The organism is Neisseria sp. 27098_8_139 (assembly GCF_041433195.1).
In the GTDB taxonomy this organism is placed as follows: domain Bacteria; phylum Pseudomonadota; class Gammaproteobacteria; order Burkholderiales; family Neisseriaceae; genus Neisseria; species Neisseria subflava.
The window spans coordinates 188,000-214,792 of sequence record NZ_JAPWBA010000003.1; the positions used below are offsets into that span (position 1 = coordinate 188,000).

28 protein-coding genes and 1 pseudogene are annotated in these 26,793 nt (G+C 48.3%); 9 read left to right on the forward strand and 20 right to left on the reverse strand.

What is annotated here, in order from left to right; translation table 11 throughout:
- Window positions 1–54: 54 nt before the first annotated feature.
- The 16 genes and pseudogenes from O3660_RS05400 to O3660_RS05475 all read right to left on the reverse strand — a co-directional run.
- Window positions 55–732: pseudogene (locus tag O3660_RS05400) on the reverse strand (BCCT family transporter); the annotation flags it as partial.
- Between the two features lie 68 nt (window positions 733–800).
- Window positions 801–1,409, reverse strand: a complete 609-nt coding sequence (locus O3660_RS05405; RefSeq protein ID WP_049350655.1) for an SMC-Scp complex subunit ScpB — start codon at window positions 1,407–1,409, stop codon at window positions 801–803.
- Window positions 1,410–1,478: 69 nt separating this feature from the next.
- Window positions 1,479–1,712, reverse strand: coding sequence for a glutaredoxin family protein (locus tag O3660_RS05410; RefSeq protein ID WP_036472354.1), 234 nt, complete (start codon window positions 1,710–1,712; stop codon window positions 1,479–1,481).
- 149 nt (window positions 1,713–1,861) lie between these two features.
- Entirely contained in the window at window positions 1,862–2,062 is a 201-nt protein-coding gene (locus O3660_RS05415) for a (2Fe-2S)-binding protein (protein WP_003681978.1), read from the reverse strand.
- A gap of 227 nt (window positions 2,063–2,289) precedes the next feature.
- Window positions 2,290–3,168 (reverse strand): site-specific tyrosine recombinase XerD, encoded by an 879-nt coding sequence (gene xerD, locus O3660_RS05420; RefSeq protein ID WP_371464633.1) that lies wholly within the window; start codon window positions 3,166–3,168, stop codon window positions 2,290–2,292.
- A gap of 75 nt (window positions 3,169–3,243) precedes the next feature.
- On the reverse strand, window positions 3,244–3,687 hold the full coding sequence (locus tag O3660_RS05425) for a peroxiredoxin (protein WP_003683206.1): 444 nt from the start codon (window positions 3,685–3,687) through the stop codon (window positions 3,244–3,246).
- Between the two features lie 36 nt (window positions 3,688–3,723).
- Window positions 3,724–4,359, reverse strand: a complete 636-nt coding sequence (locus tag O3660_RS05430) for a deoxynucleoside kinase (protein WP_049350657.1) — start codon at window positions 4,357–4,359, stop codon at window positions 3,724–3,726.
- 97 nt (window positions 4,360–4,456) lie between these two features.
- Complete coding sequence (gene folK, locus O3660_RS05435) at window positions 4,457–4,945, reverse strand: 2-amino-4-hydroxy-6-hydroxymethyldihydropteridine diphosphokinase (RefSeq protein ID WP_049350658.1); 489 nt, start codon at window positions 4,943–4,945, stop codon at window positions 4,457–4,459.
- 15 nt (window positions 4,946–4,960) lie between these two features.
- Window positions 4,961–5,335, reverse strand: coding sequence for a SirB2 family protein (locus O3660_RS05440; protein ID WP_049350659.1), 375 nt, complete (start codon window positions 5,333–5,335; stop codon window positions 4,961–4,963).
- Window positions 5,336–5,390: 55 nt separating this feature from the next.
- Window positions 5,391–5,960, reverse strand: a complete 570-nt coding sequence (locus O3660_RS05445) for a class I SAM-dependent methyltransferase (RefSeq protein ID WP_049350660.1) — start codon at window positions 5,958–5,960, stop codon at window positions 5,391–5,393.
- Window positions 5,961–6,038: 78 nt separating this feature from the next.
- Complete coding sequence (gene hfq / locus O3660_RS05450) at window positions 6,039–6,335, reverse strand: RNA chaperone Hfq (protein ID WP_036493792.1); 297 nt, start codon at window positions 6,333–6,335, stop codon at window positions 6,039–6,041.
- A gap of 298 nt (window positions 6,336–6,633) precedes the next feature.
- Window positions 6,634–8,091 carry a ribosome biogenesis GTPase Der gene (gene der / locus O3660_RS05455; RefSeq protein ID WP_049350661.1) on the reverse strand — a complete coding sequence of 486 codons (1,458 nt, stop codon included), beginning with the start codon at window positions 8,089–8,091 and terminating at the stop codon, window positions 6,634–6,636.
- 141 nt (window positions 8,092–8,232) lie between these two features.
- Entirely contained in the window at window positions 8,233–8,862 is a 630-nt protein-coding gene (locus O3660_RS05460) for a tetratricopeptide repeat protein (protein ID WP_003683165.1), read from the reverse strand.
- On the reverse strand, window positions 8,863–10,158 hold the full coding sequence (hisS, locus tag O3660_RS05465) for a histidine--tRNA ligase (RefSeq protein ID WP_049350662.1): 1,296 nt from the start codon (window positions 10,156–10,158) through the stop codon (window positions 8,863–8,865).
- 136 nt (window positions 10,159–10,294) lie between these two features.
- Window positions 10,295–11,440: a restriction endonuclease subunit S gene (locus O3660_RS05470; protein WP_049350674.1), complete on the reverse strand. Its 1,146-nt coding sequence runs from the start codon at window positions 11,438–11,440 to the stop codon at window positions 10,295–10,297.
- Between the two features lie 17 nt (window positions 11,441–11,457).
- Entirely contained in the window at window positions 11,458–13,518 is a 2,061-nt protein-coding gene (locus O3660_RS05475) for an N-6 DNA methylase (protein WP_049350663.1), read from the reverse strand.
- A 342-nt stretch (window positions 13,519–13,860) separates the two neighbouring features.
- Here O3660_RS05475 and O3660_RS05480 point away from each other — a divergent pair, with 342 nt between their 5' ends.
- On the forward strand, window positions 13,861–14,784 hold the full coding sequence (locus O3660_RS05480) for an RluA family pseudouridine synthase (protein ID WP_049350664.1): 924 nt from the start codon (window positions 13,861–13,863) through the stop codon (window positions 14,782–14,784).
- Between the two features lie 68 nt (window positions 14,785–14,852).
- Here the strand turns inward: O3660_RS05480 and adhP are convergent, their stop codons facing one another.
- The gene (adhP, locus tag O3660_RS05485; RefSeq protein WP_080974610.1) at window positions 14,853–15,896 is read right to left on the reverse strand and encodes an alcohol dehydrogenase AdhP; all 1,044 of its coding nucleotides are present in this window, start codon (window positions 15,894–15,896) and stop codon (window positions 14,853–14,855) included.
- 433 nt (window positions 15,897–16,329) lie between these two features.
- On the opposite strand from adhP, the gene O3660_RS05490 reads away from it, so the two are divergent.
- The 6 genes from O3660_RS05490 (at window position 16,330) to O3660_RS05515 (ending at window position 20,727) form a co-directional block, all read left to right on the forward strand.
- Window positions 16,330–17,805, forward strand: coding sequence for an aldehyde dehydrogenase family protein (locus O3660_RS05490; RefSeq protein WP_049350665.1), 1,476 nt, complete (start codon window positions 16,330–16,332; stop codon window positions 17,803–17,805).
- Window positions 17,806–17,905: 100 nt separating this feature from the next.
- Window positions 17,906–18,337 (forward strand): hypothetical protein, encoded by a 432-nt coding sequence (locus O3660_RS05495; protein ID WP_371464634.1) that lies wholly within the window; start codon window positions 17,906–17,908, stop codon window positions 18,335–18,337.
- Between the two features lie 18 nt (window positions 18,338–18,355).
- A complete protein-coding gene (locus tag O3660_RS05500) occupies window positions 18,356–18,817 on the forward strand; it encodes a hypothetical protein (protein ID WP_371464635.1) in 462 nt (153 codons plus the stop codon).
- Between the two features lie 29 nt (window positions 18,818–18,846).
- Window positions 18,847–19,275, forward strand: a complete 429-nt coding sequence (locus O3660_RS05505) for a hypothetical protein (RefSeq protein ID WP_308111466.1) — start codon at window positions 18,847–18,849, stop codon at window positions 19,273–19,275.
- Window positions 19,276–19,293: 18 nt separating this feature from the next.
- Window positions 19,294–19,725 (forward strand): hypothetical protein, encoded by a 432-nt coding sequence (locus O3660_RS05510; RefSeq protein ID WP_308111467.1) that lies wholly within the window; start codon window positions 19,294–19,296, stop codon window positions 19,723–19,725.
- A gap of 87 nt (window positions 19,726–19,812) precedes the next feature.
- The gene (locus tag O3660_RS05515; protein WP_371464637.1) at window positions 19,813–20,727 is read left to right on the forward strand and encodes a hypothetical protein; all 915 of its coding nucleotides are present in this window, start codon (window positions 19,813–19,815) and stop codon (window positions 20,725–20,727) included.
- A 69-nt stretch (window positions 20,728–20,796) separates the two neighbouring features.
- Here the strand turns inward: O3660_RS05515 and O3660_RS05520 are convergent, their stop codons facing one another.
- The 3 genes from O3660_RS05520 to yjgA all read right to left on the reverse strand — a co-directional run bounded on the left by O3660_RS05520 (window position 20,797) and on the right by yjgA (window position 24,075).
- Window positions 20,797–21,732 carry a DMT family transporter gene (locus tag O3660_RS05520; RefSeq protein ID WP_308111469.1) on the reverse strand — a complete coding sequence of 312 codons (936 nt, stop codon included), beginning with the start codon at window positions 21,730–21,732 and terminating at the stop codon, window positions 20,797–20,799.
- Window positions 21,733–21,750: 18 nt separating this feature from the next.
- The gene (recJ, locus tag O3660_RS05525) at window positions 21,751–23,451 is read right to left on the reverse strand and encodes a single-stranded-DNA-specific exonuclease RecJ (RefSeq protein ID WP_371464638.1); all 1,701 of its coding nucleotides are present in this window, start codon (window positions 23,449–23,451) and stop codon (window positions 21,751–21,753) included.
- A gap of 102 nt (window positions 23,452–23,553) precedes the next feature.
- Window positions 23,554–24,075 (reverse strand): ribosome biogenesis factor YjgA, encoded by a 522-nt coding sequence (gene yjgA / locus O3660_RS05530; RefSeq protein ID WP_049329878.1) that lies wholly within the window; start codon window positions 24,073–24,075, stop codon window positions 23,554–23,556.
- A 124-nt stretch (window positions 24,076–24,199) separates the two neighbouring features.
- Between yjgA and pmbA the strand changes: the two genes are divergently transcribed.
- On the forward strand, window positions 24,200–25,531 hold the full coding sequence (gene pmbA / locus O3660_RS05535; RefSeq protein ID WP_049329877.1) for a metalloprotease PmbA: 1,332 nt from the start codon (window positions 24,200–24,202) through the stop codon (window positions 25,529–25,531).
- Window positions 25,532–25,618: 87 nt separating this feature from the next.
- Window positions 25,619–26,788 carry a glycosyltransferase gene (locus O3660_RS05540; protein ID WP_371464639.1) on the forward strand — a complete coding sequence of 390 codons (1,170 nt, stop codon included), beginning with the start codon at window positions 25,619–25,621 and terminating at the stop codon, window positions 26,786–26,788.
- Window positions 26,789–26,793 lie beyond the last annotated feature (5 nt).

The window sequence follows — 26,793 nt, forward strand, 5'->3', positions numbered from 1 at the left end:
GCAATAAAAAGGCCGTCTGGATATTGCCACATGTTCAGACGGCCTAAATTTATTTTACTCTGCCAGCTCTACTTGTTCATGCCCCATCAATTCCTGCCCCACTCCGGCAAGCAGGTTCAGATAACGCTCATACTGCTTGAGCATATCGGCAATCAATTCTTTTTGCGTCATATATTGCACATCGTATCCATCGCGCCCATCCGAGAAATACGTCAACGGTATGAACGCTGCCGCATATTTGAAATGAGGTAGGCTGTCTTCACGAATCAACTGGTCGGTAATTTCCTGCTTTACGGATTTAATCCCATAGACAAAATCCCTTACCGTCCCTTTATGTACCACCAGCTCCACCGACGTCTCATCCTGTTGCAACAGGCAACGGATTTCTACGTCCATATTGTATTTTTCGGTCAATTCGTCTTTCAATTCCTGCATTGCCGGAAGCGCCGTATTTTTCATAAATTTGATGATATCGACTTCCTGCGTCTGATTCATCATTTGGCCAAGGCGTTCCCTCCAATGATCGCCCGACCAGAAAATACTGCCCGGATTGACGGCGGTTGCAAAACATTTGGCATCGTTGTTCAGGGCTTTCCACAAAGAAACCATCATAAAAATCATCAACACAGCAAACGGCAGAGACGCAATCAGAGTCATGGTTTGCAAGATAGGCAAACCGCCGGCACCCAGCAACACAATGGCCACAGCCGAAATCCATACGCCCCACATAACATCATGATGTTATACAACAATAAAGGCCGTCTGAAACACGATTGTTTCAGACGGCCTTTACATTCAAATCAGTTAATCAGTCTGCTTCCTGATTCAACTGCTTCTTCAGCCTCCTCATCGCCTGTCGGCGGCGTTTCCATCAAATCAGGCAACACCAGCTCGCCCAATTCAGTCAGCGGCGGCAATTCTTCCAAACTTTCCAAACGCAAATCGCTTAAGAATGTTGCCGTTGTCGCCCACAAAGCCGGACGGCCGACAGAATCACGGTGGCCGATGACTTCAATCCAGCCTCTATCCTGCAAGGTTTGCATGACATTTTGCGACACCGCCACGCCGCGTATGCCTTCGATATCGCCACGCGTTACCGGTTGCTGATAGGCAATAATCGCCAGCGTTTCCATCACGGCGCGGGAATAACGCGGCGCGCGCTGCTCTTGCAGGCTGCCCAGTCGTTCAAATGCGGCTTGGGCGATTTGGAAGCGCCAGCCCTCATGGGTATGCACCAGTTGCAAAGCCCTGCCCTGCCAACGGGCCTTCAGTTGCGCCAATACGTCAATCAGCTTGTCTTGCGACAACGGCGGCACGCACAATTCGCGCATGGCTTTTTCGTTTAGGGGTTCGATTTGCGTCAACAGCGCCGCTTCAATCAGCGCATCGGGAGAAAGTTTTTCAGTCATAATAAAATCAATGTTCAGACGGCATAAACAGCCAAAGGCCGTCTGAAAGACAATATGGTCAACGGTTTGTTACGCGCTCAAATGCGCTTTCAGTTTTTCTTCGTCCAAAAACCAATGGCAGATTTCGGTATCGCCATCCAGCAAAACAGGCACCAGCTCATTGTACTTTTCTTCTAAAACCGGATCTTCATCAACATCGACAATATCCAGCTCAAATCCAAACTGCTCCTGATAAGGCTTTAATTGTTCGCGCATTTTGTGGCACAGGCTGCAATATTCCCGAAACATCAAGGTCAGTTTCATGGCGGTTACTCTCGGAGGGACAAAAGCGGCCATTGTATAGCAAAATGCCTCCAAACCATACAGGCATGACAAAGGCCGTCTGAACAGGCGCGAAACGAAATCAAGGATTTCTGTCACGCCTTCAGACGGCCTTTGTGTATATTCTAAAATTAAGACTGAACGTTGATTCCGGCAGTCACGGTATTTTGGGCACTGCTTGCAGTCAAAAATGACGCTGCCAATTCGCCGCAACAACCGCAACAAGTCGCTACACCTAATTGAGCCTGCAAATCGCTCATGGTGGTTGCACCGGCGGCGATGGTCTCTTTGATGTCGTGGTCAGTAATGGCATTGCAGATGCATACGAACATGATGTGCTCCAATTATTTTGTTACCCTCTGTAATTGAGAGTAGGATTTATTCTTAAACGTAAATATAAATAAAAACGGTTTGCATTGCAATATTGACACAGCCCTTTTACTTTGAAATTTTTCTATGAAATTTTATATTTTGATTGATATTTTATAATTCTGAAGTTTGATAAGCTTTCAGACGGCCTTAATAACAAAAAGCGGCATCTTCGAGATGCCGCCTTTATTTATGAACGGGAATGGTGTTCATCGACCATGTTTTTCAAACGGATATTGGCAACATGGGTATAAATCTGCGTGGTGTTGATATCGGAATGTCCCAACATCATCTGGACTGAGCGCAAATCGACGCCGTGATTGACCAAATGCGTGGCAAAAGCATGGCGCAAACCGTGCGGGCTGAGCGAAGCAATACCGGCCGCTTCGGCATATTCTTTGACTATCATCCATGCAAGCTGACGGCTGATGCCGCTGCGTTTTTGGCTGACAAACACTTCGTCGCAGATTTTGTTTTTCAGCAACAACGGGCGTGATTCGTTGCAATAGCGTTCTACCCAATATGCCGCCTCCTGTCCCAATGGAACCAGACGCAATTTGTCTCCCTTGCCTATGGTACGGATACTGCCGCGATGTAAATCGATATCGCTGAGCGTCAATTTGACGGCTTCGGTCACGCGCAAGCCTGTTGCATACATGACTTCGAGCAAGGCTTTGTCGCGCAGTCCGTGCGGCGTTTCCACATCCGGCGCAGCCAGCAGCGCATCGATTTGGGCTTCGGTAATCAGCATGGGCAGTTTGCGTTCCGATTTCGGCGCTTTGAGAAAACGGGTGGGATTGTCTGCTCTTTGGCCCGTTTCTTCCAGCCAGCCGTACATGCGCTTGCAAGCCGACAAGGCCCGTGCTTGGGACGTGCTTTTTTCCCCCTCCGCATACACGGCATCAGACAGGGCAAATTCATCGGCACTCAACCAATCCTGCCCGTCCTCGGCCAAACGCGCCGCAACTTTAACCAAATCACGGCGGTAACTTTGCAGCGTATTGTGGCTGAGCCTGTCTTGCAGCCAAAGGGATTCAAGCAGCTTGTCTATTAAATCGTCCATATTCATCAAACTGTATTGAAAGGCCGTCTGAACGGCATGACTTTACATCCGTTCAGACGGCCTTAGGTTTTCAAGGTTCTATTAAGAAGCTTGAGAGATTGTATCCAGCACTTCCTGCGCGTGTCCGGCCACTTTGACTTTGCGCCACTCATGGGCGATTTCGCCGTTTTCGTCCAGCACAAATGTGCTGCGCTCGATGCCGAGGGATTCTTTGCCGTAAAGCTTTTTCAGCTTGATCACGTCAAACAGTTTGCAGACGGTTTCTTCTTTGTCGCTCAACAGTTCAAACTGGAAGCCTTGTTTGGCGCAAAAATTCTGATGCGATTTGACACCGTCGCGCGAAATGCCGACAACGGTATAGCCCAATGCTTTGAATTGCTCCAATCGAGCATTGAAATCTAAGCCTTCGGTGGTACAGCCGGGCGTGCTGTCTTTAGGATAAAAATAGACAACCAACGGCAAATGTTCGGCGGAGTTAAAATCGCTGCCGGAAGAAGATGGGAGTGTGAATTGATATTTTGACATATTATTCCTTTCAGACGGCCTAAACCTAGCCTGCGTTTATTTTTCGCTTAAATTCAAATAACTGCGCGTACCTTGAAAATCTTCCAATGCGCGCAACAAAAGCTGGAAGTGGTCGTCATTGCCAGCCAAATCCAACTCATCGGCATTGACGGTCAGCAAAGGTGCGCTTTGATACAAATGGAAGAAATGGCTGTATTCGTCATGCACCCGTCCCAAATAGCCTTCGGGAAACAAGCTGATAATGCCTTCGTGACGTTTTTGCAGGCGTTTGCGGTTGTTTTCGACGGCGGTTTGCAGATAAATCACCACATCAGGTTCCGCGTATTGCGGCAGAATGCGTTGCTTCATATCGGCAAAAAGCTGCTGCTCGTCATCATTCAAAACGATAGGCGTAAAAATACGGTCTTTTTCCGGCAGAAAATCAGCCACAACCATTCCGCCTTGCGCGCATTGTTCTTCAATAATATTCACGCTTTCAGCGCGGCGCGTCAGGAAGAAAAGTTCGGCAGCCAAGCCATTATTGGAAACATTGCTATAAAACTTCATGAGAAACGGATTGTGATCCGGGTTCTCCGACAACAGCAACGCGCTGAAATGCTCTGCCAAGCGGCGGCTCAAAGCGGTCTTGCCGCTACCGATGGCGCCTTCGACAACAATATAACGAGGATTCATAGTAACTCTTTGTAATGTGTTTCCCAACAATATTTTATAGCAAAAAAGGCGTGTCCAACACGCCCTTTCTTGTTTTCGTCCGTTTTTCAGACGGCCTTTATTCTTTCAGCAGGCGAATACCCTGCCCGCCCAAAGCCTGAGCCAAATCAGCCGCACGGCCATGCTCGCCCAACTCGAAATCCGGAAGGATTTCAGCCAACGGCAACATAACGAAACTACGTTCATGCGCGCGCGGATGCGGCAAGGTCAGATGCGGGTCATCGCTACGAATACCGTCAAAATCGATAATGTCCAAATCCAAGGCGCGCGGCGCATTACGGAAGGTACGTTCGCGCCCAAATTCGGCCTCGATGCGGTTTAACTCTGCCAACAGCGCTACGCCGTCCAATGAAGTTCTCACAGCACACACGGCGTTCACAAAATCAGGCTGATCATCATAGCCGACCGGCGCAGTCAGATACAGGGAAGAAGCCTTTTCGAGCCGGATATGCGGATGCGCGGCCAATTCGGCCAAAGCAGCGCGAACCTGTTCGGCCGGATTGGCAAGATTGCTGCCCAAAGCGATAACGGCAAAATGCGGATACATTTCAGACGGCCTCTTTTAAAACGGCAGCGTTTTGGTTTTGGCTAGGAAAACAATCGTGGCAACACACGACATGGACAAAACGTAGACAATATAGAATTTCGGCGAACGCGGACGCGAACGCATCATAATCATGCCCAACACAATATAAACCAGCAACAGCAGGATTTTCATGCCGAGCCACGGCGCATTGAACGGCGAAAAATGGGTAATCTTCATCAGCCACAAGCCGGTAAACAGCAACATGGTGTCGTTCAAATGCGGCATGGCTTTCCAAATGCCTGCCAACGGCTTCTCAGGATGACGCCAGAGCAGGAAAAAACGAATGTTGAACAACAGGATGGTGATGGCAACGAAAATCTGATGGCTGTATTTTACAAACAGATATTGCATGGCAGTTTCTTATGTTGAGAGTTGAAAAACAAAGCAGCTATTTTACCGCAAACATCTATTTCTGACGCAACTTTTCAATTGCCAGCAGATAGGGCGGCGCATTACGGCGGTTGACAAAGCCATAGCGTAACACGGCAAAAGCTTCCTGCGGCAAAGTTTCCGCCCATTGCACAATCGCTTCAGCCTCTATTCGGCCGGCTTCATGTCCCGGATACAATACCGCCACGGCAAGCCCGCCCTCTTTCAACAAACCCAAAGTATCCGTCAGCGCACGGATACTGCTTGCCGCTTCAGTTGTACAGCTTTTATCGCCACCCGGCAGCCAACCGAAATTAAATACTGCGGCATCTAAAGGCTCGTCGATATAAGATAAAAGGTTTTCATGGCCGTCATGTATCAGGGCTACCCGACCATCTACGCCGTTTTCTTTCAGACGGCCTTGGGTCTGCATTAATGCTTTAGATTGCACATCAAACGCCCATACCCTACCCGTCTCGCCAACCAACTGTGCCAACAGCAAAGTATCATGCCCGTTTCCGGCCGTCGCATCCAAAGCGCGGCCACCTAATTTTAAGGCTTGTCGTAACAGGGAGTGTGCAAAGGGAAGAATGTTTTCAAGCAGCATGATAAAGGTCGTCTGAAAATAAAAATACCCTACCGCGAAAGCGGTAAGGTATTGAAAAACAGGAATGCGTTACATCATTTATTCGGCAGGTTGTTGCACAGTCTCAACTTGAACTGGAGCAGCTGCGGCAGCAGCTTGAGGTTGTTTGTTTTCGTGTTGCAGGCTGACTGCGCGTGCAGGAACGATTGTTGAGATAGCGTGTTTGTAAACCATTTGAGTCACGGAAGTATTACGCAGCAGAACAACGTACTGGTCGAATGATTCCACTTGACCTTGCAGCTTGATGCCGTTTACCAAGTAGATTGAAACCGGAACGTGCTCTTTACGCAACGCATTCAAAAAAGGATCTTGTAACATTTGTCCTTTAGCTGTCATATTCTTGAGCTCCATTATTATGATTGTAAAGACGCCAAAATCGGCGTTTGATGGGATTGTAGCCCCGAATAGGATAAATTACCAACTATTTTTTTCTATCACACCGTTTAGGAATCCAGTAATAAGGGAACTTCCCGTCAAACCGACTGTTTCATTTCCATATTCACAACAATCCCAAATCCAAATTTAATGTTTTTTTTAAATTCGGCAAGCCCTATCGAAAATATGCCATAAAGCTCTAACAAGCTGTTTTTCATTATAAAAAGGCCGTCTGAAATTGTTCAGACGGCCTTTGTGCTTATTTGCTAAATTGTTTTTTCACGCTGACTTTGGTTTTCTTCTTGAAGCGGTTTTTCTCTTCCTTGCGGCCTTCGCGTTTCTCAATACGGTTGCTCAAGCTGACACGGCGCAGCGGTTTTTTCTTCGGTTTGTCTTCCGCATTTTCATACGGGTTTTCCGAAACATTGTATTGAATTCTGAGCGGCGTACCTTGCAGATTGAAGGCTTTGCGGAATGTTTGGGTCAGATAGCGTGTGTAGCTGTCTGAAATCGCGTGCAGCGAATTACCGTGAACCACAATCACCGGCGGATTCATGCCGCCTTGGTGGGCATAACGCATTTTCGGACGCACCAAACCAGCACGCGGCGGCTGTTGACGCTCAATCGCGCTTTGCAATACGCGTGTAATTTTCGGCGTCGGCATCTTAATCATCGCCGCATTATAGGCAGCCTGAATGCTTTCAAACAAACCGTCTATACCGCGCTCTTTCAACGCAGAAATAAAGTGAAACTTAGCAAAATCAAGGAAATACAGTTTGCGGTTGATATCGCGTTTCACTTGCTCGCGGCGCTCTTCGCTGATACCGTCCCATTTATTGACCGCCACCACCAAAGCACGGCCTGCTTCCAAAGCAAAACCTGCAATCGTCGCATCTTGGTCGGCGATATCTTGTTGAGCGTCCAATACCAAGACAGCAACGTTTGCCGCTTCAACCGCCTGCATGGCTTTGATAACGGAGAACTTTTCCACCGCTTCATCCACTTTGCCGCGACGGCGTACACCTGCGGTATCGATGATGGTAAACGGTTTGCCTTCACGTTCAAAATCAATATGGATACTGTCGCGCGTCGTGCCTGCCATATCGAAGGCAATCACGCGCTCTTCGCCGAGAATGGCGTTTACCAAGGTCGATTTACCGACATTCGGACGGCCGATAACGGCAAAAACAGGATGTTTGGCTTCTTCCTCTTCTTTTTCAGGCTCAGGGAAGGTTTCCAAAATATCTTCAATCAGATAATATACGCCATCGCCGTGCGCACCTGAAATAACATAAGGGTCGCCCAGGGCAAGTTCGTAGAACTCGGCGGCAAGCACGACCCTATTGCCACCCTCGCCTTTATTCACAGCCAAATAAACAGGACGCGGACTTTGGCGCAAACGGTCGGCAATAATTTTATCTTGCGGCGTCAAACCGGTACGACCGTCCACCAAAAACACAACCGCATCGGCTTCATCGACAGCCTGCAAGGTTTGTTTTGCCATTTCGTGCAAAATACCGCTGTCCACAACCGGCTCAAAACCGCCGGTATCGATGACCAAATAAGGTTTGCTGCCGACTTTGCCATGACCGTAATGGCGGTCACGCGTCAGGCCGGGCAAGTCATGCACAAGCGCGTCTTTGGTGCGTGTCAAACGGTTGAATAAAGTAGATTTGCCAACATTGGGGCGGCCGACAAGCGCGATGGTTGGTTTCATAATTGAGTCTTTCTGTGTCAAGTGCCGCCTAAAAACGGGAGCGGAACACAAGCAGGTGTTTTAAAAACACGGTTGATAAGGATAAGTGTAGGCCGTCTGAAAAGTCATTGCAACTTCAGACGGCCTTGATTTCAAACAAACTTATTTCAAGCTGTCGATTTTCATTTGCAGCAATTCGCGGCCTACTGCGGTTTGCGGCATTTTGCTCAAAGCAGCTTCGTAACTTTGTACGGCTTCTTTGGTTTTATTTTGAGCAACGTAAACATCGCCTTTGGTTTCCAACATCAAAGGCTCGAAATCAGCCTCAACCTGAGTATTCAGGGCATTGATGGCGGCATCGTATTTTTTTTGCTGCAATAGGGTAACGCCCAAACGCTGCGCTGCCAAAGCTTGAACCAGCGGTGCGTTTTGATTTTTCAGCACCCAATTCAAATGACCTTCCGCCACATCATAACGGCCGGCATCAAACTCGGTTGCCGCTACCATCAAAGTGGCTTGGGCTGTCGAAATAGAATCAGGATAGTTTTTTTGCAATTCGGCCAAATCGGCGTTGATGGCTTTTTGGTCGGTTTTTTGCTGTGCCTTTTCCACCATTTGCGCCAATACGGCGGCAGCTTCCTGATCTTTTGAAGCTTTTTGGCCTTGGTAAATGGTGTAACCCAAATACCCCAAAGACGCCACGATCAGCAAGGTAAAAATCCAACGGCCGATGCTTTTCCAAAAATATTTAAAGTTGTCTAACTCTTGTTGTTCTTCCAAATGGGCTGCCATTTATGCGTTCTTCCATTGTTGTAAAGTGTCTGTCAAATCAGCGGCGGCAACGGTTTGTTGTTCGTGTTTGCCCTGCATATCTTTCAGGGTAACCGTACCGTTTGCCAGCTCATCCTGAGCCACAATCAGGGCAAAGCGTGCGCCACTGTTGTCTGCTTTTTTCATTTGCGCTTTCAGGCTCTGATAGCCGGAATGCTGCATCACATTGAAACCTTGAGCGCGCAAGGCTTGCGCGTATTTCATCACCTGCAAATCCGCACCTTCGCCTTGGTGCATTGCATAGACATCAGGCGCAGCGTTCACTTCCAGCGAGCCGTATTCGCTCACCAAAAGCAGCAGGCGCTCAATACCCATCGCAAAGCCGATAGACGGCGCAGGCTTACCGCCAAGCTCTTCAATCAAACCATCGTAACGGCCGCCACCGCACACAGTCGCCTGCGCGCCGAGTTTGTCGGTCGTCCACTCAAAAACCGTCTGATTGTAGTAATCCAAACCACGGACCAAGCGCGGATTTTCAATATATTGAATACCCAAACCGTCCAACATCGCCTTGAAGCGTGCATAGTGGTTTTGCGAAGCCTCGCCCAAATAATCCACCAGACGCGGCGCCGCGTTGCAGATTTCCTGCAAATCAGGATTTTTCGTATCCAAAACGCGCAAAGGATTGGTTTTCAGACGGCGTTTGCTGTCTTCATCCAGTTGCGCCTCATAGCGGGTCAAATATTCAACCAATGCCGCACGGTGTGCCGCGCGTTCCTCACGGTTGCCCAAACTGTTGATTTCCAAAGTCAAGTATTCGCGAATACCCAATTTTTCCCACAAATCGGCAGACATCGCGATGATTTCCGCATCAATATCCGGCCCTTCAAAACCCAAAGCCTCGATACCAACCTGATGGAACTGACGATAACGGCCTTTTTGCGGACGCTCGCGGCGGAACATCGGCCCCATATACCACAGCTTTTGCGGGCTGTTGTACAGAAGGTTGTGTTCGACCACCGCACGCAGACAAGAAGCCGTACCTTCAGGACGCAAGCTCAAACTCAAAGAATCGTTTGAATCGGAGAAGGTGTACATTTCCTTACCGACCACATCGGTTTCTTCGCCGATGGAACGGACAAACAAACCGGTTTGCTCGACAATCGGCGTGCGGATTTGCTGATAACCGTAAGCGCGTGTCCAACGGCCGACCGTATCTTCAAACGCCTGCCAAAACGCAGCCGTCAGTTTGAAATCTTTTTGTTCGACAGGTAAAAGGTCGTTCATACCTTTTACAGATTGAATTTTTTGTGCCATTTCAATATGGGATAAGCGAAAATCAAATAGTTGGGCATTATAGCTGATTTTTAAGGGTTTGTGAGGTTGGGAACAAATCAAAAGGCCGTCTGAAAATCGGTTTTCGCATTCAGACGGCCTTCGGTTTTAAACAGGTTTACCTTGCTGTTACCGTTTTGGTGGCGGCGATTTTTTCATCGGCATAGTGCACCACATCTTTGATGACTTGTTTTTGTACGGCGGAAATCAGGGTTTGCATATAGCCATAGTCGGGCTTGCCGTTTTTAGATGGCAGGAAAACAGTATCTGTTTGAATTTTCTTATTGCTGATACTGTCTCCCCAAGAATATTTATGACCTAAATTCCGTTCAATACAGGAAATGATGCACAATTGATTTAGCTTGCTGGCTTCTTCCTTTTCCTTCAAATATAAACATAAATTATGACTGTCGTTAGAATAAAAATCTTCTGCCTGATAGGTAACAACAAATGTCTTTCCACCAATAAAAATACAGTTACCCTTATCTATCAGATTTTCTCTGTGGGAAATATAAGAGCTAACTGCGTTATTTTCTCGGCTTGCTGACAAATAAGGCGTATTACCACTGTTTGGTGTTACATCGCGAGAAAGGATATTGTTTGTATTTTTCACCGTAAATAAATCCACAACCTTATATTCGATGAACGTGATTTCTCTATTTTCCAACGCTGCTAATGCTCGCTCTTCTTCCGTCGTCAGCGTGTAGTCTTTCAGCCCTGCGGCTGAAAGGTAGGCTTCCAGCTCGGCGGAACGCCGAGCTTCCAGCTCGGCGGAACGCCGAGCTTCCAGCTCGGCCACGAAATTTTCAATAAAGTCAAGATTTATTTGACCATTTTTGATGGGAAGATGAACTTTTGTAGAACGCATCTCCTTTCTGTTAAATTTCACTCCGTAATCATATTTTTTGGTTGTCGCAATTCTGCTTGCCGTAATGATTATATGTGCAATTGCCCTGTTGAATCTTGCCATTATAGGCTTGGGGACAAAATGTTGAATATGCGAATAACCGATAAAGGCCTTCTCTTGATAAAACATTGTATCCGCACCAATCGTTGTATCAGAACAAGTTATCGTATTTCCTATATTATTTGCCGGCAGCTTGGAAAATCCCATTACTCCATTATCCACGGAAGAATTTGAAACCAAAGGTACAGTACCATTTACTGAAATAATTTCTTCATTACTCAGCCGATAATATTTTGTCGGATTGATTTCAAATAAATCTCCTAGTTTAAACTCTCCCCACTCAACTTCATTCAGCATCTCAGTCAAGTGGATATCTACTTTCCCAGAGTATCATCTTCCTTATTTTGGCGTTTTAACAGATTGGAAACTTCCCAGGCGAGATAGTCACTGACGGTTTTTTTGAAATCATCAAGCGTCGGCTTTGTGTCAATTGGAGCAGATTGGTTCCAGTCCGCTCCATTTTTCGGATTGATCGTGCCTTCGTAATACTCTTTCTCGCTGAAAATATTGAGTTTCTTCTTACCGAAGCGGACTAAATTTACCAATTCCGCATAACGACCTCGTGCATTGCCAGTATCTTTGAGATTATTGCTGGCTTTTTTGCGGTTGGTACGGGTATAACCGTCATTTGAAAAATCGATAAATTTAACAGTTTCGTCTTTCTCATGCGGTTCGCCTACTTTGAAAACATAAATATTGGTTTGCACGCTGGATTTACCAATAAATAAATCAAGAGGCATTTTTATGCTAGCAAGCAGAGTATTGTTTTGCAGAATCCGCCTGTTAATTTCTCGGGCTTTTCCTGAACCTGCGGAATTTTGAATAATGATGGCGGCGTAGCCTTTTTCCATCATGTTCAATGCACGTTCAACAAAGTTCATGCCGTTGCCGTTGGCAGAATACGGAGGATTAAGGATAAAGGCATCAGCGGGGAATTTATGGTCGGTTTTACCGAAGCCGTATTTGCCGTCAAAATCGGTCAGTGAGTCTTTGTTTAAGATATTGGAGCTGCCGTCGCCCATCAGAATCATATTCAAAATGGCAAGCATATAGACGCTGGAAAGCAACTCCAAACCCAAAAGCTGTTCAGCTTTGATTTGGGCTTCTTTTTCTCGTAGTTCTTGTGGGGAATCTATGCTGTTTTTAGCATCTATCAGCATTTCATTCATGGCAGCAACCAACAACCCGGCTGAACCTGTGGCGAAGTCCCAAACATAGGAATCTTTATTAACGCGTGCAAGTTTGGCAAGTAATGTGGCGACATAAGACGGGGTCAGCACCACGTCGTTGAGCTTATCTTGAGTAAAGCCCAGCCATGAGTACATTTCGTTAAAGAGCTTACCGGTAAAATCGGTAGTCAGCCCGATTTTGTAGTAGATGCCCAAGTCATCGACAATTTTGGTAAAGACACGTTTTAATTGGGTTTCGCCGCTGTGAACTTTGTTGATGTTTTCGGTCAGAAGGGTATTGGATAATGTGCGTAAAATCATCTCTTTCTTTTCTTTGGGTAGTGCTTTTTCTTCCAAGAAAGACTCGATTTTACGCACAAGAATGTCGCCGTCGCGCCAGCCGCGTTCGTTTGATGATTTGAGGTCGGATTTTTCCAGCGGCGCAACTTTTCCGGGTATGCCGATGGTAGCGATGATGGCGGCAGCAACGAGATAGACACGGTCGTTTTCGCCTAGGCCTTTTTCGTTTTGGTAGATGTCGTTGTTGAGCTTGGTCAGGCTGGCATCAATTTCTTTTTCACGCTTTTCTTTGAGCTTGTCCAATTCTTCGGGCGTTAGCGAGAGTTCTTCGACTTGGCTGATGAAATCTTCAAAGTGTTCTGCCGCCAAAAATGAGAAGTCGTCAAAATCGCCGACGCGCTGCCCTATGCCTAAATTGTTTTTAGACACATAATACACGCCGATTTCATGACGAATTTCTCCCTGCTCGTCTTTGTAGCCCGTCATACCGACAGCGATGATATCAGTGTAACTAGTATGGTGCAGTACGGCATTGGCGTAATGTACCGCGCCGTTTACGGCATAGCCGTTGATGTTTTTGAAAATTGGCTCGTTTTTAGCGTTGCGGTTTTCGACATTACCGTCAGCATCGAGTTTTTCCAGTTTGTCTTTATGACCTTTATATTCGATAAGTACGGGGTAGTAACGCCCGTTTTTACTACTTTGTAGCAATAGCTTCACATCGGGACGGTTTCCGCCAATGCCGCCATTTTTGGAATAATAGTCGTCTAGGGCTTTGTCGATTTCAGTATTTAGACTTGCTTGTTCAAGTCTGTAATCGAGCTTGTAGGATTTCAGCCAGCCGTTGGCAAGGTCAGCGATATTGGGTTCAATGGATTTGTTGGATTTTTTGCTTGCTTGGGTCATTGGTTTTATCCGACATATGAAATGTGTAAACAACCGCTATGATAATATACTCGCCCCTTTCATGCTTGATTTATTCCTACTAAAGTCGTTTGAAAACCATCCTCAAAATTTTCAAACAACCTTTAACTTGAATAGTTAATCTGTTTGCAATATCAAATCCGGAAAAGATGTCGTTCCTATTCTTCCTGAGAAAATACAGTTTTCCTACTCTACAACAGGTTGTCCTTTATAAAAGATAGATTTCCATCTACAACGAAAATCATGATAAAAAGTGCAATATCGCGTCAATAGCAATCAAAAGGCCGTCTGAAAAAATCCTAAAAACCGAGTACAATCCGCCGCATGAAAAAACGTACCAATCCCCTCCCCCTTTTAGACGGTGTCAAACCCAGCTACTTGGTTTTGCCGCATGAAAAGCAGTTTTACGGCTTGCCGCTGCTGCATTTTTTATGCACTCATTTTCCCTTTGTCGGCGAAGAAAACTGGCGACGGCGGCTGAACAGCGGTTTTGTGGTGGGCGCGGATGGCGTGCCGTTTGATGAGAATACCTTGTTCGAACCCGGCAAGACGATGTTTTATTACCGTGAAACCAGCCGTGAGAGCGAGCCGCGTATTCCGTTTGAAGAAAAGATTTTGCATATTGATGAGCATTTGATTGTGGTGGACAAACCGCATTTTCTGCCTGTCATCCCCAGCGGCAGGTTTTTGCGGGAAACCCTGCTCACGCGCCTGCGTTTGCGGCCTGAATTGCAGCATTTGAATGTTGAAGACATTACGCCGATTCATCGCTTGGACAAAGATACGGCAGGCGTTATGCTGCTTTCGCTCAACCCTGCCACGCGTCGTGATTATCAGACCATGTTCCAAGAAAAAACCGTACAAAAAACCTATGAAGCGGTGGCGCCGACGCGGACGGATTTGGACTATCCGCTGGATATTTCGTCACGAATGGAACGAGGCGAAAAATTCTTTCTCACGCGGGAAACGGAAGGCGAACCCAACGCCCACACGACCATCGAGCTTATCGAAAACCGCGGTGCATTCAGCCTCTACCGCCTCACGCCGCATACCGGAAAGAAACACCAGCTCCGCGTGCATATGATGAGTTTGAATATGCCGCTGATGAACGATGCGCTTTACCCTACCCCATTGGCGGCCGGTGATGAAGACTACGATAGACCTTTAAAACTTCTGGCCAAAAGAATAGAGTTTACCGATCCTGTCAGCAAAGAAATCCGCGTATTTGAAAGTAGCTTTATGCTTTAAGTTATTCAATCCAATAAAAAAGGCCGTCTGAAATTGTTCAGACGGCCTTTTGTCACGGAATCATTTGATTAGTGATGAATGCAGCTACACTCTTTGTTCATATCAATCACCATGCGGCCGGTAATTTTACCTTCGCGCATTTCTTGGAAGATGGCAGGCGCTTCATCCAAAGCACGCAACTGGACTTTAGGCACAACCAAGCCTTCTGCGCCGAATTGGAATGCTTCTTCCAAATCTTTACGGGTACCGACCAACGAGCCGACCACTTCGATGCCGTCCAAGACCAGACGCGGGATGGACAGGTCCATAGATTCGGGCGGCAGACCAATGGCAACGACGCGGCCGCCTGCACGGACGCAGTCCACGGCAGAATTGAACGCGGCGGCGGATACGGCGGTGACAACGGCTGCGTGTGCACCGCCGGTTTTTTCCTGAATCACTTTGGCTGCGTCTTCTTTGGCGGCGTTGATGACTAAATCTGCGCCGCTTTCTTTAGCGAATGCCAGTTTTTCATCGTTGATGTCGATGGCGACAACGTGTGCGCCGAATACTTTTTTCGCGTATTGGACACCCAAGTTGCCCAAACCGCCCGCGCCGTAAACGGCAATCCATTGTCCCGGACGCACGCCGGAAACTTTCACGCCTTTGTAAGTGGTTACGCCGGCGCAGGTGATACTGGAAGCTTGTGCAGGGTCAAGACCGTCGGGTACTTTGACAGCGTAGTCTGCATCGACGATACAGTGGGTCGCCATGCCGCCGTCGGCGGTGTAGCCTGCGTTCAATACGGAGCGGCACAAGGTTTCGCGGCCGGTATTACAGTATTCGCAAGAACCGCAGCTTTGGAACAGCCATGCAATGCTGACACGGTCGCCAACTTTCAGATTTTTCACACCGTCGGCAACTTCTTTAACCAAACCGATGCCTTCGTGTCCCAACACACGACCCGGTTTGTCGCCGTAATCGCCTGCCGCAACGTGCAAGTCGGTGTGGCACACGCCGCAATACTCGACTTCCACCAACGCCTCACCGTATTCCAGCGGACGCAGTTCGCGTTCAACAACTTCTACATCACCTGCTACATTTTGATTCACAACAACTGCTTGCATCTTCATGGTGTTCTCCTTGGCATTCGTCAGAAATCCGTAAAAGGTCGGGTAGGAGGTAACCCCCCCTGTAAATGAGAATACTCCTCTTCATTTCGCTGTGTCAACACCCTATCTTTTTGAAAAATAAGGAATAAAATGTTATACCATAACATTTTGCCTGCCTGGGAATATGCCCACCAAGACGCTGAAAAATTCTTACACGTATCATGTAAAAAAGGTCATCTGAAAACTTTAAATACATTAACAAATCCGCTTCATTTCCATACAGGGTCAAGCCTTATCGGATTGGATTTCCTATTTTAGAAAATTACATATTTGGAATTTTGAGAACGTTATCATTTTTAGTGCTTGAACTGAAAGAGAAAAAATACTATTCTATTTTCAGACGACGTTGGAGATACGTCTGAAACCTCAAGAAGACAACCAAGGAGACAGCATCATGGCAAAAGATTTAAATGTGTTTGATAAAGAGTACGGCCTCTTGATTAACGGCGTGTGGACGAAACCCGGCGCGCTTTTGGATTCATACAATCCTGCCAACGGCGAATTGCTGGCTAAATTTACCGACGCATCCGATGCCGATGTTGATGCCGCCGTCACCGCCGCGCAAGAAGCGTTCAAAACATGGCGTAAAACCACGACTGCCGAACGCGCGGCCATTTTGAACAAAATCGCCGACGTGATTGATGAAAACGCCGAATTGTTTGCCCTGCAAGAAACTTTGGACAACGGCAAACCCATCCGCGAAACCCGCGCCGCTGACATCCCGCTGGCTTCCGACCATTTCCGCTATTTCGCCAGCGTGATCCGCGGCGAAGAAGGCACTGCGACCCAACTTGATGCCGAAGACCTGTCCATCGTTTTGCGTGAACCGATCGGCGTGGTCGGCCAAATCATTCCTTGGAACTTCCCATTCTTGATGGCCGCATGGAAAATCGCTCCGGCATTGGCCGCAGGTTGTACCATCGTCATCCACCCTTCTTCCAGCACTTCATTGAGCTTGTTGTCCCTCGCTCAAAAAATCAACCACTTGCTGCCTAAAGGCGTGTTGAACGTGATTACCGGCCGCGGTTCTAAATCCGGCGAATACATGCTGCACCACAAAGGCTTCAACAAACTGGCCTTTACCGGCTCAACCGAAATCGGTCGCCGCGTCGGTATTGCCGCCGCCGAATTGCTGATTCCATCCACTTTGGAATTGGGCGGCAAATCTGCCAACATCTTCTTCGACGATATGCCTTTCGACAAAGCCCTCGAAGGCGCGCAAAAAGGTATTTTGTTCAACCAAGGCCAAGTATGCTGCGCCGGTTCGCGCATTTTTGTACAAGAAGGCATTTACGACAAATTCGTCAATGCGTTGGCTGAAGAATTCAAAAAAATCAAAGTCGGCCTGCCTTGGGAAGACGACACCCAAATGGGTTCGCAAGTCAATGCCGGTCAACTCGAGACCATTTTGAAATACGTCAAAATCGGTGAACAGGAAGGCTGCCGCATCATTACCGGCGGTAAAAAAATCGAAGGCGAATTGGGCAAAGGCGAATTTGTCGAACCGACCTTGATCGAAGCCGGTAGCAACAACGCCCGCGTTGCCCAAGAAGAAATCTTCGGCCCGGTTGCCACCGTGATTAAATTCAAAACCGAAGAAGAAGTCATCAAAATGGCCAACGACAGCGAATACGGCTTGGGCGGCGCGGTGTGGAGTACCGACATCAACCGCTGCCTGCGCGTTTCCAATGCACTGGAAACCGGTCGCGTTTGGGTGAACTGCTACAACCGCTTGCCCGCAGGCGCACCGTTTGGCGGCTACAAAACTTCGGGTATCGGCCGCGAAACCCACAAAATGATGCTCGCCGCCTACACCCAAGTGAAAAACATCTACATCAGCACCCGTGAAGAACGCGAAGGCTTCTATTGATTGAATGTTCGCATGATAGCGGTTTGAACATGATAGGGCAGTTTGAAAACTTTTCAAACTGCCCTATTAATTACACAATACCTTTTTTAGGAGATAAATTATGTCGAAACACAAAATCCGTTACATTCTGCCGTTGCTGGCAATAATGACATCTACCACCTGTATCGGTGCGGCAGGGTCGTCTGGAAAAGCTGCAAATGCCGTTAAACCGAAACAGGAAAAGAATCTTTGTCCCGAACCTGTTGACCAAATGGATGAAGATTGTTTAGAAATTACTCTGCTGAAACTTGAAAACAAACTGGAAATGAAGTACAAAGATTTATTTCGACGTGCCGCTACCAAAGACCAAAAACTTCATGGTATGACAAAACAGTATTTTACAAGCATCCGCTCGAAATGGGAGGCTTACAAAGAAGAACTTTGCGACGACCCAACGGTAACGACCGATTTGAAAACACCTGCGGACAGGATTTATTCTCTTTGCGCCATTGAACAGACGAAACTTCATTTGAAGGCATTGGAACGTTTTTAATTTTTATAGGAGACTGATATGTCGAAACACAAAATCCGTTACATTCTGCCGTTGCTGGCAATAATGACATCTGCCGCCTGTGTCGGTGCGGCGGGGCCGTCTGAAAAGGCTGTTCCAAAGGTAACAAGGCAAAAACAGGACAGTAAGGACATTTGTCCTCAGAGCATGATGAAAGACATAGACGGACAAGGCTATGAATGTGTAGATATTTTCAGTATGAGGTTGGAAAAGCAACTGAATAATAAATACGAAAATCTGCTGCACCGTATCGATTCAAAAGACCCCAAATTGAATGGAGTATCCAAAGAATATTTTTTGACTATCCGTAAGAATTGGGAAAGTTATACGGAAATGCTGTGTTCAGACCCATCCGTTACGACGAAAGTTCGTCCTCTTGCAGGACGCTACATCCGTATTTGCAGATTCGAGCAGAATTTAAACCATTTGAAAGCGTTGGAACGCTTTGAAAATTCTTTATAAAGCTGATAGATAGTTAGGAGGCTGATATATTGAAATCCAACAACCGTTACATTCTGCCGCTGCTAGCCGTGATGGCATCCGCCGCCTGTGTCGGTGCGGCGGGGTCGTCTGAAAAAACTAACGAAAAAGATGCAAAGCAACAGAACAGGGCTATTTGTCCAGAGCCTGTCAATCTGATGAGTGATGATTGCTTGAGTATTACTTTAGGGGAATTCGAGGACAAGCTGAAGAAGAAGTATGAAGAATTATTTCGACGTGCAGTAGCCAAAGACCGAAAATTGCACGGTTTATCCAAACAGTATTTCACAAGCATCCGCTCAAAATGGAAGACTTATCAGGACGAACTCTGTGATGATCCGACGGTAACGACTGATTTAAAATCACCGGCGGACAGAGTTTTTTATATGTGTTATATTGAACAAACACAACATCATTTGAAGTCATTGGAACGTTTTTGATTTTTTTAGGAGACTGATATGTCGAAACACAAAATCCGTTACATTCTGCCACTGCTAGCCGTGATGGCATCCGCTGCCTGTGTCGGTGCAACAGGGTCATCTGATAAAGCTGCGAATGCCGTTAAACCGAAACAGGAAAAGAATCTTTGTCCCGAACCTGTTGACCAAATGGATGAAGATTGTTTAGAAATTACTCTGCTGAAACTTGAAAACAAACTGGATATGAAGTACAAAGATTTACTTCGACGTGCCGCTACCAAAGATTCAAAGCTACATGGGCTGTCCAAACAGTATTTCACAAGCGTCCGTTCAAAATGGAAGGCTTATAAGGAGGAACTTTGTTCCGACCCGACAATTACAACCGATTTGAAAACTCCTTCAGACAAAATCCTCTATCTGTGTGATGTTCAACAAACACAATATCACTTGAAAGCATTGGAACGTTTTTAATTTTTATAGGAGACTGATATGAGTCGTTTTACAGGCGGAGACCATCTGAAACCGGAAGACGGTTTAAAATACTATATCCATCAAGCCATGATGGTAAACGAATTGTCGGGAGGGCACGGCGCGTACAAAATATCGAATGCGGAGAAGGCTGCCAGCGGTCCGAGTTTCGGCCCTATCCAATACGACATAGGCGGCAATGACAAAGGACAGCAATTATTGGAACGGATTGCGCGAGAAGCAACAGACTCAAAAGGCAACCGTTTTATTTCCGATAATGAAATAAAGCAGATGCAAATCCATCTATACAAGCCATTCAATAAAATGTCTGCCGAAGACAAACAGGTGTATCAAAATCTGAAACCGAAATTGAATCAGGCTTTGGCTTCCGAAGCGGGTATTTCATTAATCAATCGGGATTATGTTAAAGTTCTGAACAAAAAAACCGATAAAGTAAATGAAATTATCTCGAACGTTCAAAATCCTGAAAACAAGAAATTTCTACAATCTGATATACAGGCCCAAGTTTTTATCGCTGATATACGCAACCAATATGGCAAAAAAGTAAACGAAGCTTTGGTGGAGTTCCTCAGCCAGAGTAAAGAAGATAACGGAGTAAGGCTGCCGGGAGGACGACAGGTCAAAGTCGAAGGCAAACTGGATATGGAAGATTTAAAAAACTTCCGTATGAATACGGCTTACGGTGTCAAACATCCCGCCGATGCCCGTCGCAGAGACAAACACATCGAGGACGTTACCGCTCCGACCCGTGAAAAATCGCTATCCCAAGCAGATAAATTCCATGCCTTAGTTCAAGGCTTGCTCAACGATAAGGACGGCTCTTTCGCCAAACAGGTTTTGGCAGAGAACCGCGAAGTTGTTGATGCTTTCAATGCAAAAGTACAGGAAAGAATGGAACAGGAACGGCAACAAACGGCAGCGAGGGAAATTTCTGTGCAGCAGAATCCTGCAGAAAGGGAATTGGGAGGACGGTCTTTCGGCTAATCGTTTCACATGAGGCCGTCTGAAACCTGTTTCAGACGGCCTTGCTTTATTCTGTTTCTTAATAAAGCTTCATATCTTTCTCAAAAAAAGCCCCATTACTTTTTCTCCGGCCACAGCCAGCAAGGCTCCGGCCACAACCACCATGGCACCCACATAGCTGACGATATTCATATCCGAAGCGGCAAAATAATCGGGGGCGAGATGATGGCCGATGGTGGAAAATATCATGGTGAACACAGGAATCAGCGTGGTGACGATACTGACTTTTGAAGCGTCCCAATGGTTGAGCGCTTCGCCGAATGAACCGTAGCCGATCAGCGTGTTCAAGCAGCAATAGATAAAGCAGCCCCATAAAAACGGATTGCCGATATGGGCGATTTGCGACGGTTCGGCAAACGGCAGGAAAACAAAGCTGCTGCAAAAATAAATCATCAACAGGATTTGTTGCGAATTGAAATGTTTGGACAGAAGTTTTTGCGCCACGCCGTAGCACACCCAAATCATGCTGCCCGAAGCCGCCATCATCACGCCAACCGCGTAGCTGCCCAAGCTGAAAAGTTCGCCGAATTTATCGTTGAAAAACATGGCCAAACCCGTCAGCAAAAGCATCAAGCCGATTTTTTGCCAGTGCGTAAAGGCTTCTTTAAACACGCCTACGCCGACCAAAATCATGGTAAAGGGTGAGAGCTGCCACAACACCTGCGTGGTGGTCGGCGAAATATAGTGCAAACCCAGGGCAACGAGAACGAAGTTGGCGGAAATGCCGATAATGCCCAGCACCAATAAAAACAAGGTCTGCTTGGAAAATTCAGACGGCCTCGGCAACTTGCCGGTCAGCCCCAACAACGCAAACAACACCAGCGAAGCCACTAAAAAGCGTACCCACACTAAAGTGGGTGCATCAACGGCTTTTAAGGCCTGTTGGGCGATGACCGGCAGCGAGCCCCAAGTCATGGTGGCAAGCAGCGCCAATGAAAAGCCAAGCCAAGGTTTTTGTTTCTTCATTTTTCAGACGGCCTTTGTTTACGCGGCTTCCCAGTAGTCGATATAAAGCTGCAATTCAAGATTATTCCGCCATTCGTTGGCAACGGGGCGGTACACCGTGCGGATGTATTCGGGAATGTCTTCGCTGCAACGCCAAAACATGGCTTCAAATTCGTAGCCGTCTTTTTGCAGCCAGACTTTTTTGTGTTTGCCTTCCGCGCCCAAAGGCTGCTGGCGGACAACGTGAAATTCATCGGTAAAACTCGGCGGCGCGAAGCCTTGTCCCCAAACGTGGCGGGCGAGGTTTTGCGCCTGCTCCAGCGTGATGTCGCAGGCTTTCAGGCTGCCGTCGGTGATGAAGGTTTGCGACAAATCGTCTTCGCACACCATTTCGCGCACGGCTTCTTCAAAGGCCGTCTGAAACGCGGGAATGTTGTGTTCAAGTATGCTCAAACCCGCCGCCATTGCGTGTCCGCCGAATTTCAAAATCAAATCGGGATGGCGTTTGGACACCAAGTCCAAAGCATCGCGCAGGTGTAGGTTGGGAATGGAGCGTCCCGAACCGCGCACTTCGCCGTTATCGGCAGGCGCAAACACGATGGTCGGACGATAAAAACGGTCTTTGAGGCGGCTGGCAACGATGCCGACCACGCCTTGATGGAAATCGTCGCGATACGCCACCAAAGTCGTCTGACCTGGAGGCAGGGTTTCGGGAAAGGCGTTCAGCGCGTCTTGTAGCATGGATTGCTCGATTTCGCGGCGCTCGATATTGAGGTCGTTTAACTGCGCCGCCAGTTCCTGCGCTTCGGCATCATCTTGCGCCAACAGACAGGCAATGCCGACCGACATATCGTCCAGCCGTCCGGCCGCATTGATGCGCGGTCCCAACGCAAAGCCCATATCAAACGGCTGAGCCTTGCGCCAATCCCGTCGCGCCACTTCAAACAAGGCGCGGATACCCGGGCGCATTTTGCCCAAACGCATCCGTTTCAAACCTTGCGACACGAGGATACGGTTGTTGTGGTCTAGAGTAACGACATCGGCGACGGTACCGAGTGCGACCAAATCCAAAAGATCGCCCAGATTCGGCTCTTTCAGGCCGTCTGAAAAATAATGGCGGCGGCGCAGTTCGGCACGCAAAGCCATCAATACATAAAAAATCACGCCCACGCCCGCCAAACTTTTGCTTTGGAAACCGCAGCCTTTTTGGTTCGGATTGACGATGATGCAGTCAGGCACGGTCTCGGCAGGCAGATGGTGGTCGGTCACAATCACATCCAAACCCAATTCCTGCGCACGCGCCACGCCTGCAATGCTGGCGATACCGTTATCCACCGTCACCAATAAATCCACACCTTGCTCTGCCGCGATTTCAGCCAGCTCGGACGTTAAGCCGTAGCCGTGTTCAAAACGGTTGGGCACAAGGAAATCAACTTTCGCCCCCATCGCCGCCAAACCGCTCATACCGACGGAACACGCCGTCGCACCGTCGGCATCATAGTCGGCGACAATCAGGATTTTTTCCTGACGCTCAATCGCATCCGCCAGACGGCCGGCGGCGGCTTCGCAGTTTGTCAGCGTTTGATACGGCAAAAGCGCAGCAAGCTTGTCGTCCAATTCGGCCGGACTTTGCACATCACGCGCAGCGCACAGCCGCGCAATCAAAGGATCGGTACCGGCAGTAAGCAAGTCGTTAAAAACAGTCGGATTAATGGAACGTGTTTGGATTTTGACGGACATGGCGTGTGGGATTAAATAGAGAAAAATTAATATTTTTGAAGCGTTTATTTTAAGGAGGAGGCCGTCTGAAACCTGCAATCGGTTTTCAGACGGCCTTAAGGTTTATTGCCCTTCTTCTGAAACTTCGGATTGACCGGCCTCCATCACTGCTTTAATTTCTTGGAACAGCGCGCGGAAGTTTTTCGGCGGTTTGTTTTGTTCCTGCTCTTTTTTGGTGTTGCGGATCAAGGTACGCAATTTACCGGCGTCGGCTTGCGGGAAATCGGCCATAAATTGGGTAATCGCGCCATTGTCTGCCAACAGTCGGGTACGCGCCTGCTCGACGCGTTGCAAAAAGGCATTGTGCGCCGTATTGTCGCCGCGCAGTTTGGCCAAATAGGCTTCGATGGGCGCAGGGTCGGTATCGCGCATCAGGCGGCCGATAAATTGGGCTTGGCGTTTGAGCGCGCTGTTGGACGTGATTTTTTTATAGGTGGCGATGGCCTCGAACAGCTCTTCGTCCAAGCCGATTTTTTTCAGCGTATCGCTGGAGAGCTTGGTCAATTCCATACCCAAAGCCTGCAAATCGTTCATCTGCTTTTTCATTTGGGTTTTGCTGACCCATTCGTCTTCTTGTTCAAACATTGTGTTTCCCTGATTTTCTGAATCTGCCTATTTTATCAGTTTTCAGACGGCCTTTCCGTGCGATTTTTGCAGAGGCCGTCTGAAACGGTTAAAATGCCGCAAAACCCTGTCAGGAAACCTTTTTATGCTGTTTAACCACACACCGGACGAGCTGTTGCGCTTGTGCGGACACACGCTGGATTTGGCCAAACAATCCGGCGCCACCTCGGCCGAAGCCGATTTCAGCGAGTCGCTCGGTCAAAGCGTCAGCGTACGCTTGGGCGAAATCGAACAAATCGAGTTCCAACAAGATAAATCTTTAGACATTACAGTCTATGTCGGCCAACGCAAAGGCCGCGCCAGCACTGCCGACTTCTCCGAACGCGCCCTGCAAGATACGGTCAAAGCCGCCATCGATATTGCACGCTATACCGCCGAAGACGATTGCGCCGGCCTTGCCGATGCTGCCTTGATGGCAACCCACATCGGCGACCTCGACCGCTACCACGAATGGGATTTGAGTACCGAATCCGCCATCGATTTGGCCAAGCAATGCGAACAGGCCGCTCTGTCAACGGACAAACGCATTGAAAATTCCGAAGGCGCATCGGTTCATACCGGCCATTACCAATACGTCTATGGCAACACCCACGGCTTTGCCGCACACCAGCAAAGCACGCACCACAGCATTTCTTGCAGCGTGGTCGCCAGCGACGAACACGGCATGCAGCGCGACTATTGGTACGATTCTTCCTGCCGTCACGAAGACATGGACGCGCCCGAACTCATCGGTAAAACCGCAGCCGAACGGACTTTACGCCGTCTGAACAGCCGCAGCGTCCCGACCAGCAGCTATCCCGTACTGTTTGACACCACTGTCGCCGTCGGCTTAATCGGCCACCTTATCGGCGCACTCAGCGGCGGCGCGCTCTACCGCCAAAGCAGCTTCCTGATTGACAGCATCGGCAAACAGGTGCTGCCCGAGTTTCTCAGCCTTCGTGAAGAACCGCATATCCTGCGCTCGTTCCGCAGCACTTATTTCGATGCCGAAGGCGTCGCCACGCAGCCGCGTTTTGTGGTGAAAGACGGTATCGTCGAGGGCTATTTCCTCAGCAGTTACAGCGCGAAAAAACTCGGCATGCAGACAACGGGCAACGCCGGCGGCGCGCACAATCTGTATCTGAACCACACCCACGCCACGCAGGCCGACCTGTTGAAAGAAATGGGAACAGGTTTGCTGGTTACCGAATTGATGGGACAAGGCGTCAACGGCATTACCGGCGACTACTCGCGCGGCGCGGCCGGTTTTTGGGTAGAAAACGGCGTCATTGCCTATCCGGTTCAGGAAATCACCATTGCCGGACGCTTGCAGGACATGTACCGCGACATCATCGGCGTGGCAGACGACGCATTACGCCGTTCGTCCAACCAAATCGGCTCCATCTTGGTCTCTAAAATGACGGTTGCCGGCAACTGATTGAACTAAATATACAAAAGGCCGTCTGAAAGATATCTTTTCTTTTCAGACGGCCTCGCCGTTATCTACTTCCATAAAAAACACATCATGCATATTGTCGTTATCCCCTCTTGGTATCCTTCTTCCGAAACCGACGTGGACGGAATCTTTTTCCGCCTCCAAGCCCAAGCCCTGCAACGCGAAGGCATGAAAATCGGCATGGTCGTACCCATGTTCCGCTACTTGAGAAGCCAGCCGAAAACCATCTTCTCGCGCTTCTACGGCCTGCGCCGCCATCAGCAAGGCGGACTCAACACTTACGCCTACGACAGCATGTATTTCTTCCCGCGCTGTCCGGTTGTCGATATCGACCGCATCCGCTGGGTCAACGCAGGCATGAAGGCTTTTGAAGCCTATATCGCCGACAACGGCAAACCCGACGTAATTCACGCCCATTGCGTCAACTACGCCGCCATTTTGGCCTGTGCCATCTTCAAAAAATACGGCATTCCCTATGTGATTACCGAACACAGCAGCGCCATTTCACGCGGTCTTGTCCGCAAAAACCAATGGCCGTCCATGCACGAAGCCGTGCGCCACAGCGCAGCCCGGTTCGCCGTCAGCCGTGATTTCTGCCGTATTCTCGAAAAAACCTACGCCGGTACAGACTGGCAATACCTGCCCAATATGCTAGGCGGCAATTTTGAACAGGATTTCGAGTTCCCCGAAAAAAACAATCAAGACTTCACCTTCTGCAGCGTCTCCCACCTGCGCCACCTCAAAGGCCACGACCTGCTCCTGCCTGCTTTTGCAGAAGCACTCAAAACCTATCCGCAGCTCAAACTCAAAATCGGCGGCGGCGGCGCAGAAGAAGGCCGTCTGAAACAACTGGCAAGCGACTTGGGCATCAACCACGCCGTTACCTTTACCGGCGCATTGACCACCGACCAAACCCTAGACCTTATGCGCCACAGCAACGCATTCGTCCTCGCCAGCCGTACCGAGACCTTCGGCGTCGTCTATATCGAAGCACTGTCGCAAGGTTTACCCGTTATCGCCACACGCTGCGGCGGCCCCGAATCCATCGTCACTTCCGACAACGGCCTGCTGGTGCCAATCGAAAACATACCGGAGCTGACCAAAGCATTGCTCACCCTCTACGAAAACCATGCACAATACGATCCCGTCCGTTTGCGCCAAGATTGCCTGCAACAATTCGGCAGCCGTGCCATTGCGCAACACCTGATCAACACCTTCCAAAAAGTGCTTAATAAGTAGGCATA

Coding starts and splice junctions, on each gene's coding strand:
- O3660_RS05405 (WP_049350655.1), bottom strand. CDS start 1,409: ATGACTGAAAAACTTTCTCCCGATGCGCTGATTGAAGCGGCGCTGTTG.
- O3660_RS05410 (WP_036472354.1), bottom strand. CDS start 1,712: ATGAAACTGACCTTGATGTTTCGGGAATATTGCAGCCTGTGCCACAAA.
- O3660_RS05415 (WP_003681978.1), bottom strand. CDS start 2,062: ATGTTCGTATGCATCTGCAATGCCATTACTGACCACGACATCAAAGAG.
- xerD (WP_371464633.1), bottom strand. CDS start 3,168: ATGAATATGGACGATTTAATAGACAAGCTGCTTGAATCCCTTTGGCTG.
- O3660_RS05425 (WP_003683206.1), bottom strand. CDS start 3,687: ATGTCAAAATATCAATTCACACTCCCATCTTCTTCCGGCAGCGATTTT.
- O3660_RS05430 (WP_049350657.1), bottom strand. CDS start 4,359: ATGAATCCTCGTTATATTGTTGTCGAAGGCGCCATCGGTAGCGGCAAG.
- folK (WP_049350658.1), bottom strand. CDS start 4,945: ATGTATCCGCATTTTGCCGTTATCGCTTTGGGCAGCAATCTTGCCAAT.
- O3660_RS05440 (WP_049350659.1), bottom strand. CDS start 5,335: ATGCAATATCTGTTTGTAAAATACAGCCATCAGATTTTCGTTGCCATC.
- O3660_RS05445 (WP_049350660.1), bottom strand. CDS start 5,960: ATGCTGCTTGAAAACATTCTTCCCTTTGCACACTCCCTGTTACGACAA.
- hfq (WP_036493792.1), bottom strand. CDS start 6,335: ATGACAGCTAAAGGACAAATGTTACAAGATCCTTTTTTGAATGCGTTG.
- der (WP_049350661.1), bottom strand. CDS start 8,091: ATGAAACCAACCATCGCGCTTGTCGGCCGCCCCAATGTTGGCAAATCT.
- O3660_RS05460 (WP_003683165.1), bottom strand. CDS start 8,862: ATGGCAGCCCATTTGGAAGAACAACAAGAGTTAGACAACTTTAAATAT.
- hisS (WP_049350662.1), bottom strand. CDS start 10,158: ATGGCACAAAAAATTCAATCTGTAAAAGGTATGAACGACCTTTTACCT.
- O3660_RS05470 (WP_049350674.1), bottom strand. CDS start 11,440: ATGCTGAATGAAGTTGAGTGGGGAGAGTTTAAACTAGGAGATTTATTT.
- O3660_RS05475 (WP_049350663.1), bottom strand. CDS start 13,518: ATGACCCAAGCAAGCAAAAAATCCAACAAATCCATTGAACCCAATATC.
- O3660_RS05480 (WP_049350664.1), top strand. CDS start 13,861: ATGAAAAAACGTACCAATCCCCTCCCCCTTTTAGACGGTGTCAAACCC.
- adhP (WP_080974610.1), bottom strand. CDS start 15,896: ATGAAGATGCAAGCAGTTGTTGTGAATCAAAATGTAGCAGGTGATGTA.
- O3660_RS05490 (WP_049350665.1), top strand. CDS start 16,330: ATGGCAAAAGATTTAAATGTGTTTGATAAAGAGTACGGCCTCTTGATT.
- O3660_RS05495 (WP_371464634.1), top strand. CDS start 17,906: ATGTCGAAACACAAAATCCGTTACATTCTGCCGTTGCTGGCAATAATG.
- O3660_RS05500 (WP_371464635.1), top strand. CDS start 18,356: ATGTCGAAACACAAAATCCGTTACATTCTGCCGTTGCTGGCAATAATG.
- O3660_RS05510 (WP_308111467.1), top strand. CDS start 19,294: ATGTCGAAACACAAAATCCGTTACATTCTGCCACTGCTAGCCGTGATG.
- O3660_RS05515 (WP_371464637.1), top strand. CDS start 19,813: ATGATGGTAAACGAATTGTCGGGAGGGCACGGCGCGTACAAAATATCG.
- O3660_RS05520 (WP_308111469.1), bottom strand. CDS start 21,732: ATGAAGAAACAAAAACCTTGGCTTGGCTTTTCATTGGCGCTGCTTGCC.
- recJ (WP_371464638.1), bottom strand. CDS start 23,451: ATGTCCGTCAAAATCCAAACACGTTCCATTAATCCGACTGTTTTTAAC.
- yjgA (WP_049329878.1), bottom strand. CDS start 24,075: ATGTTTGAACAAGAAGACGAATGGGTCAGCAAAACCCAAATGAAAAAG.
- pmbA (WP_049329877.1), top strand. CDS start 24,200: ATGCTGTTTAACCACACACCGGACGAGCTGTTGCGCTTGTGCGGACAC.
- O3660_RS05540 (WP_371464639.1), top strand. CDS start 25,619: ATGCATATTGTCGTTATCCCCTCTTGGTATCCTTCTTCCGAAACCGAC.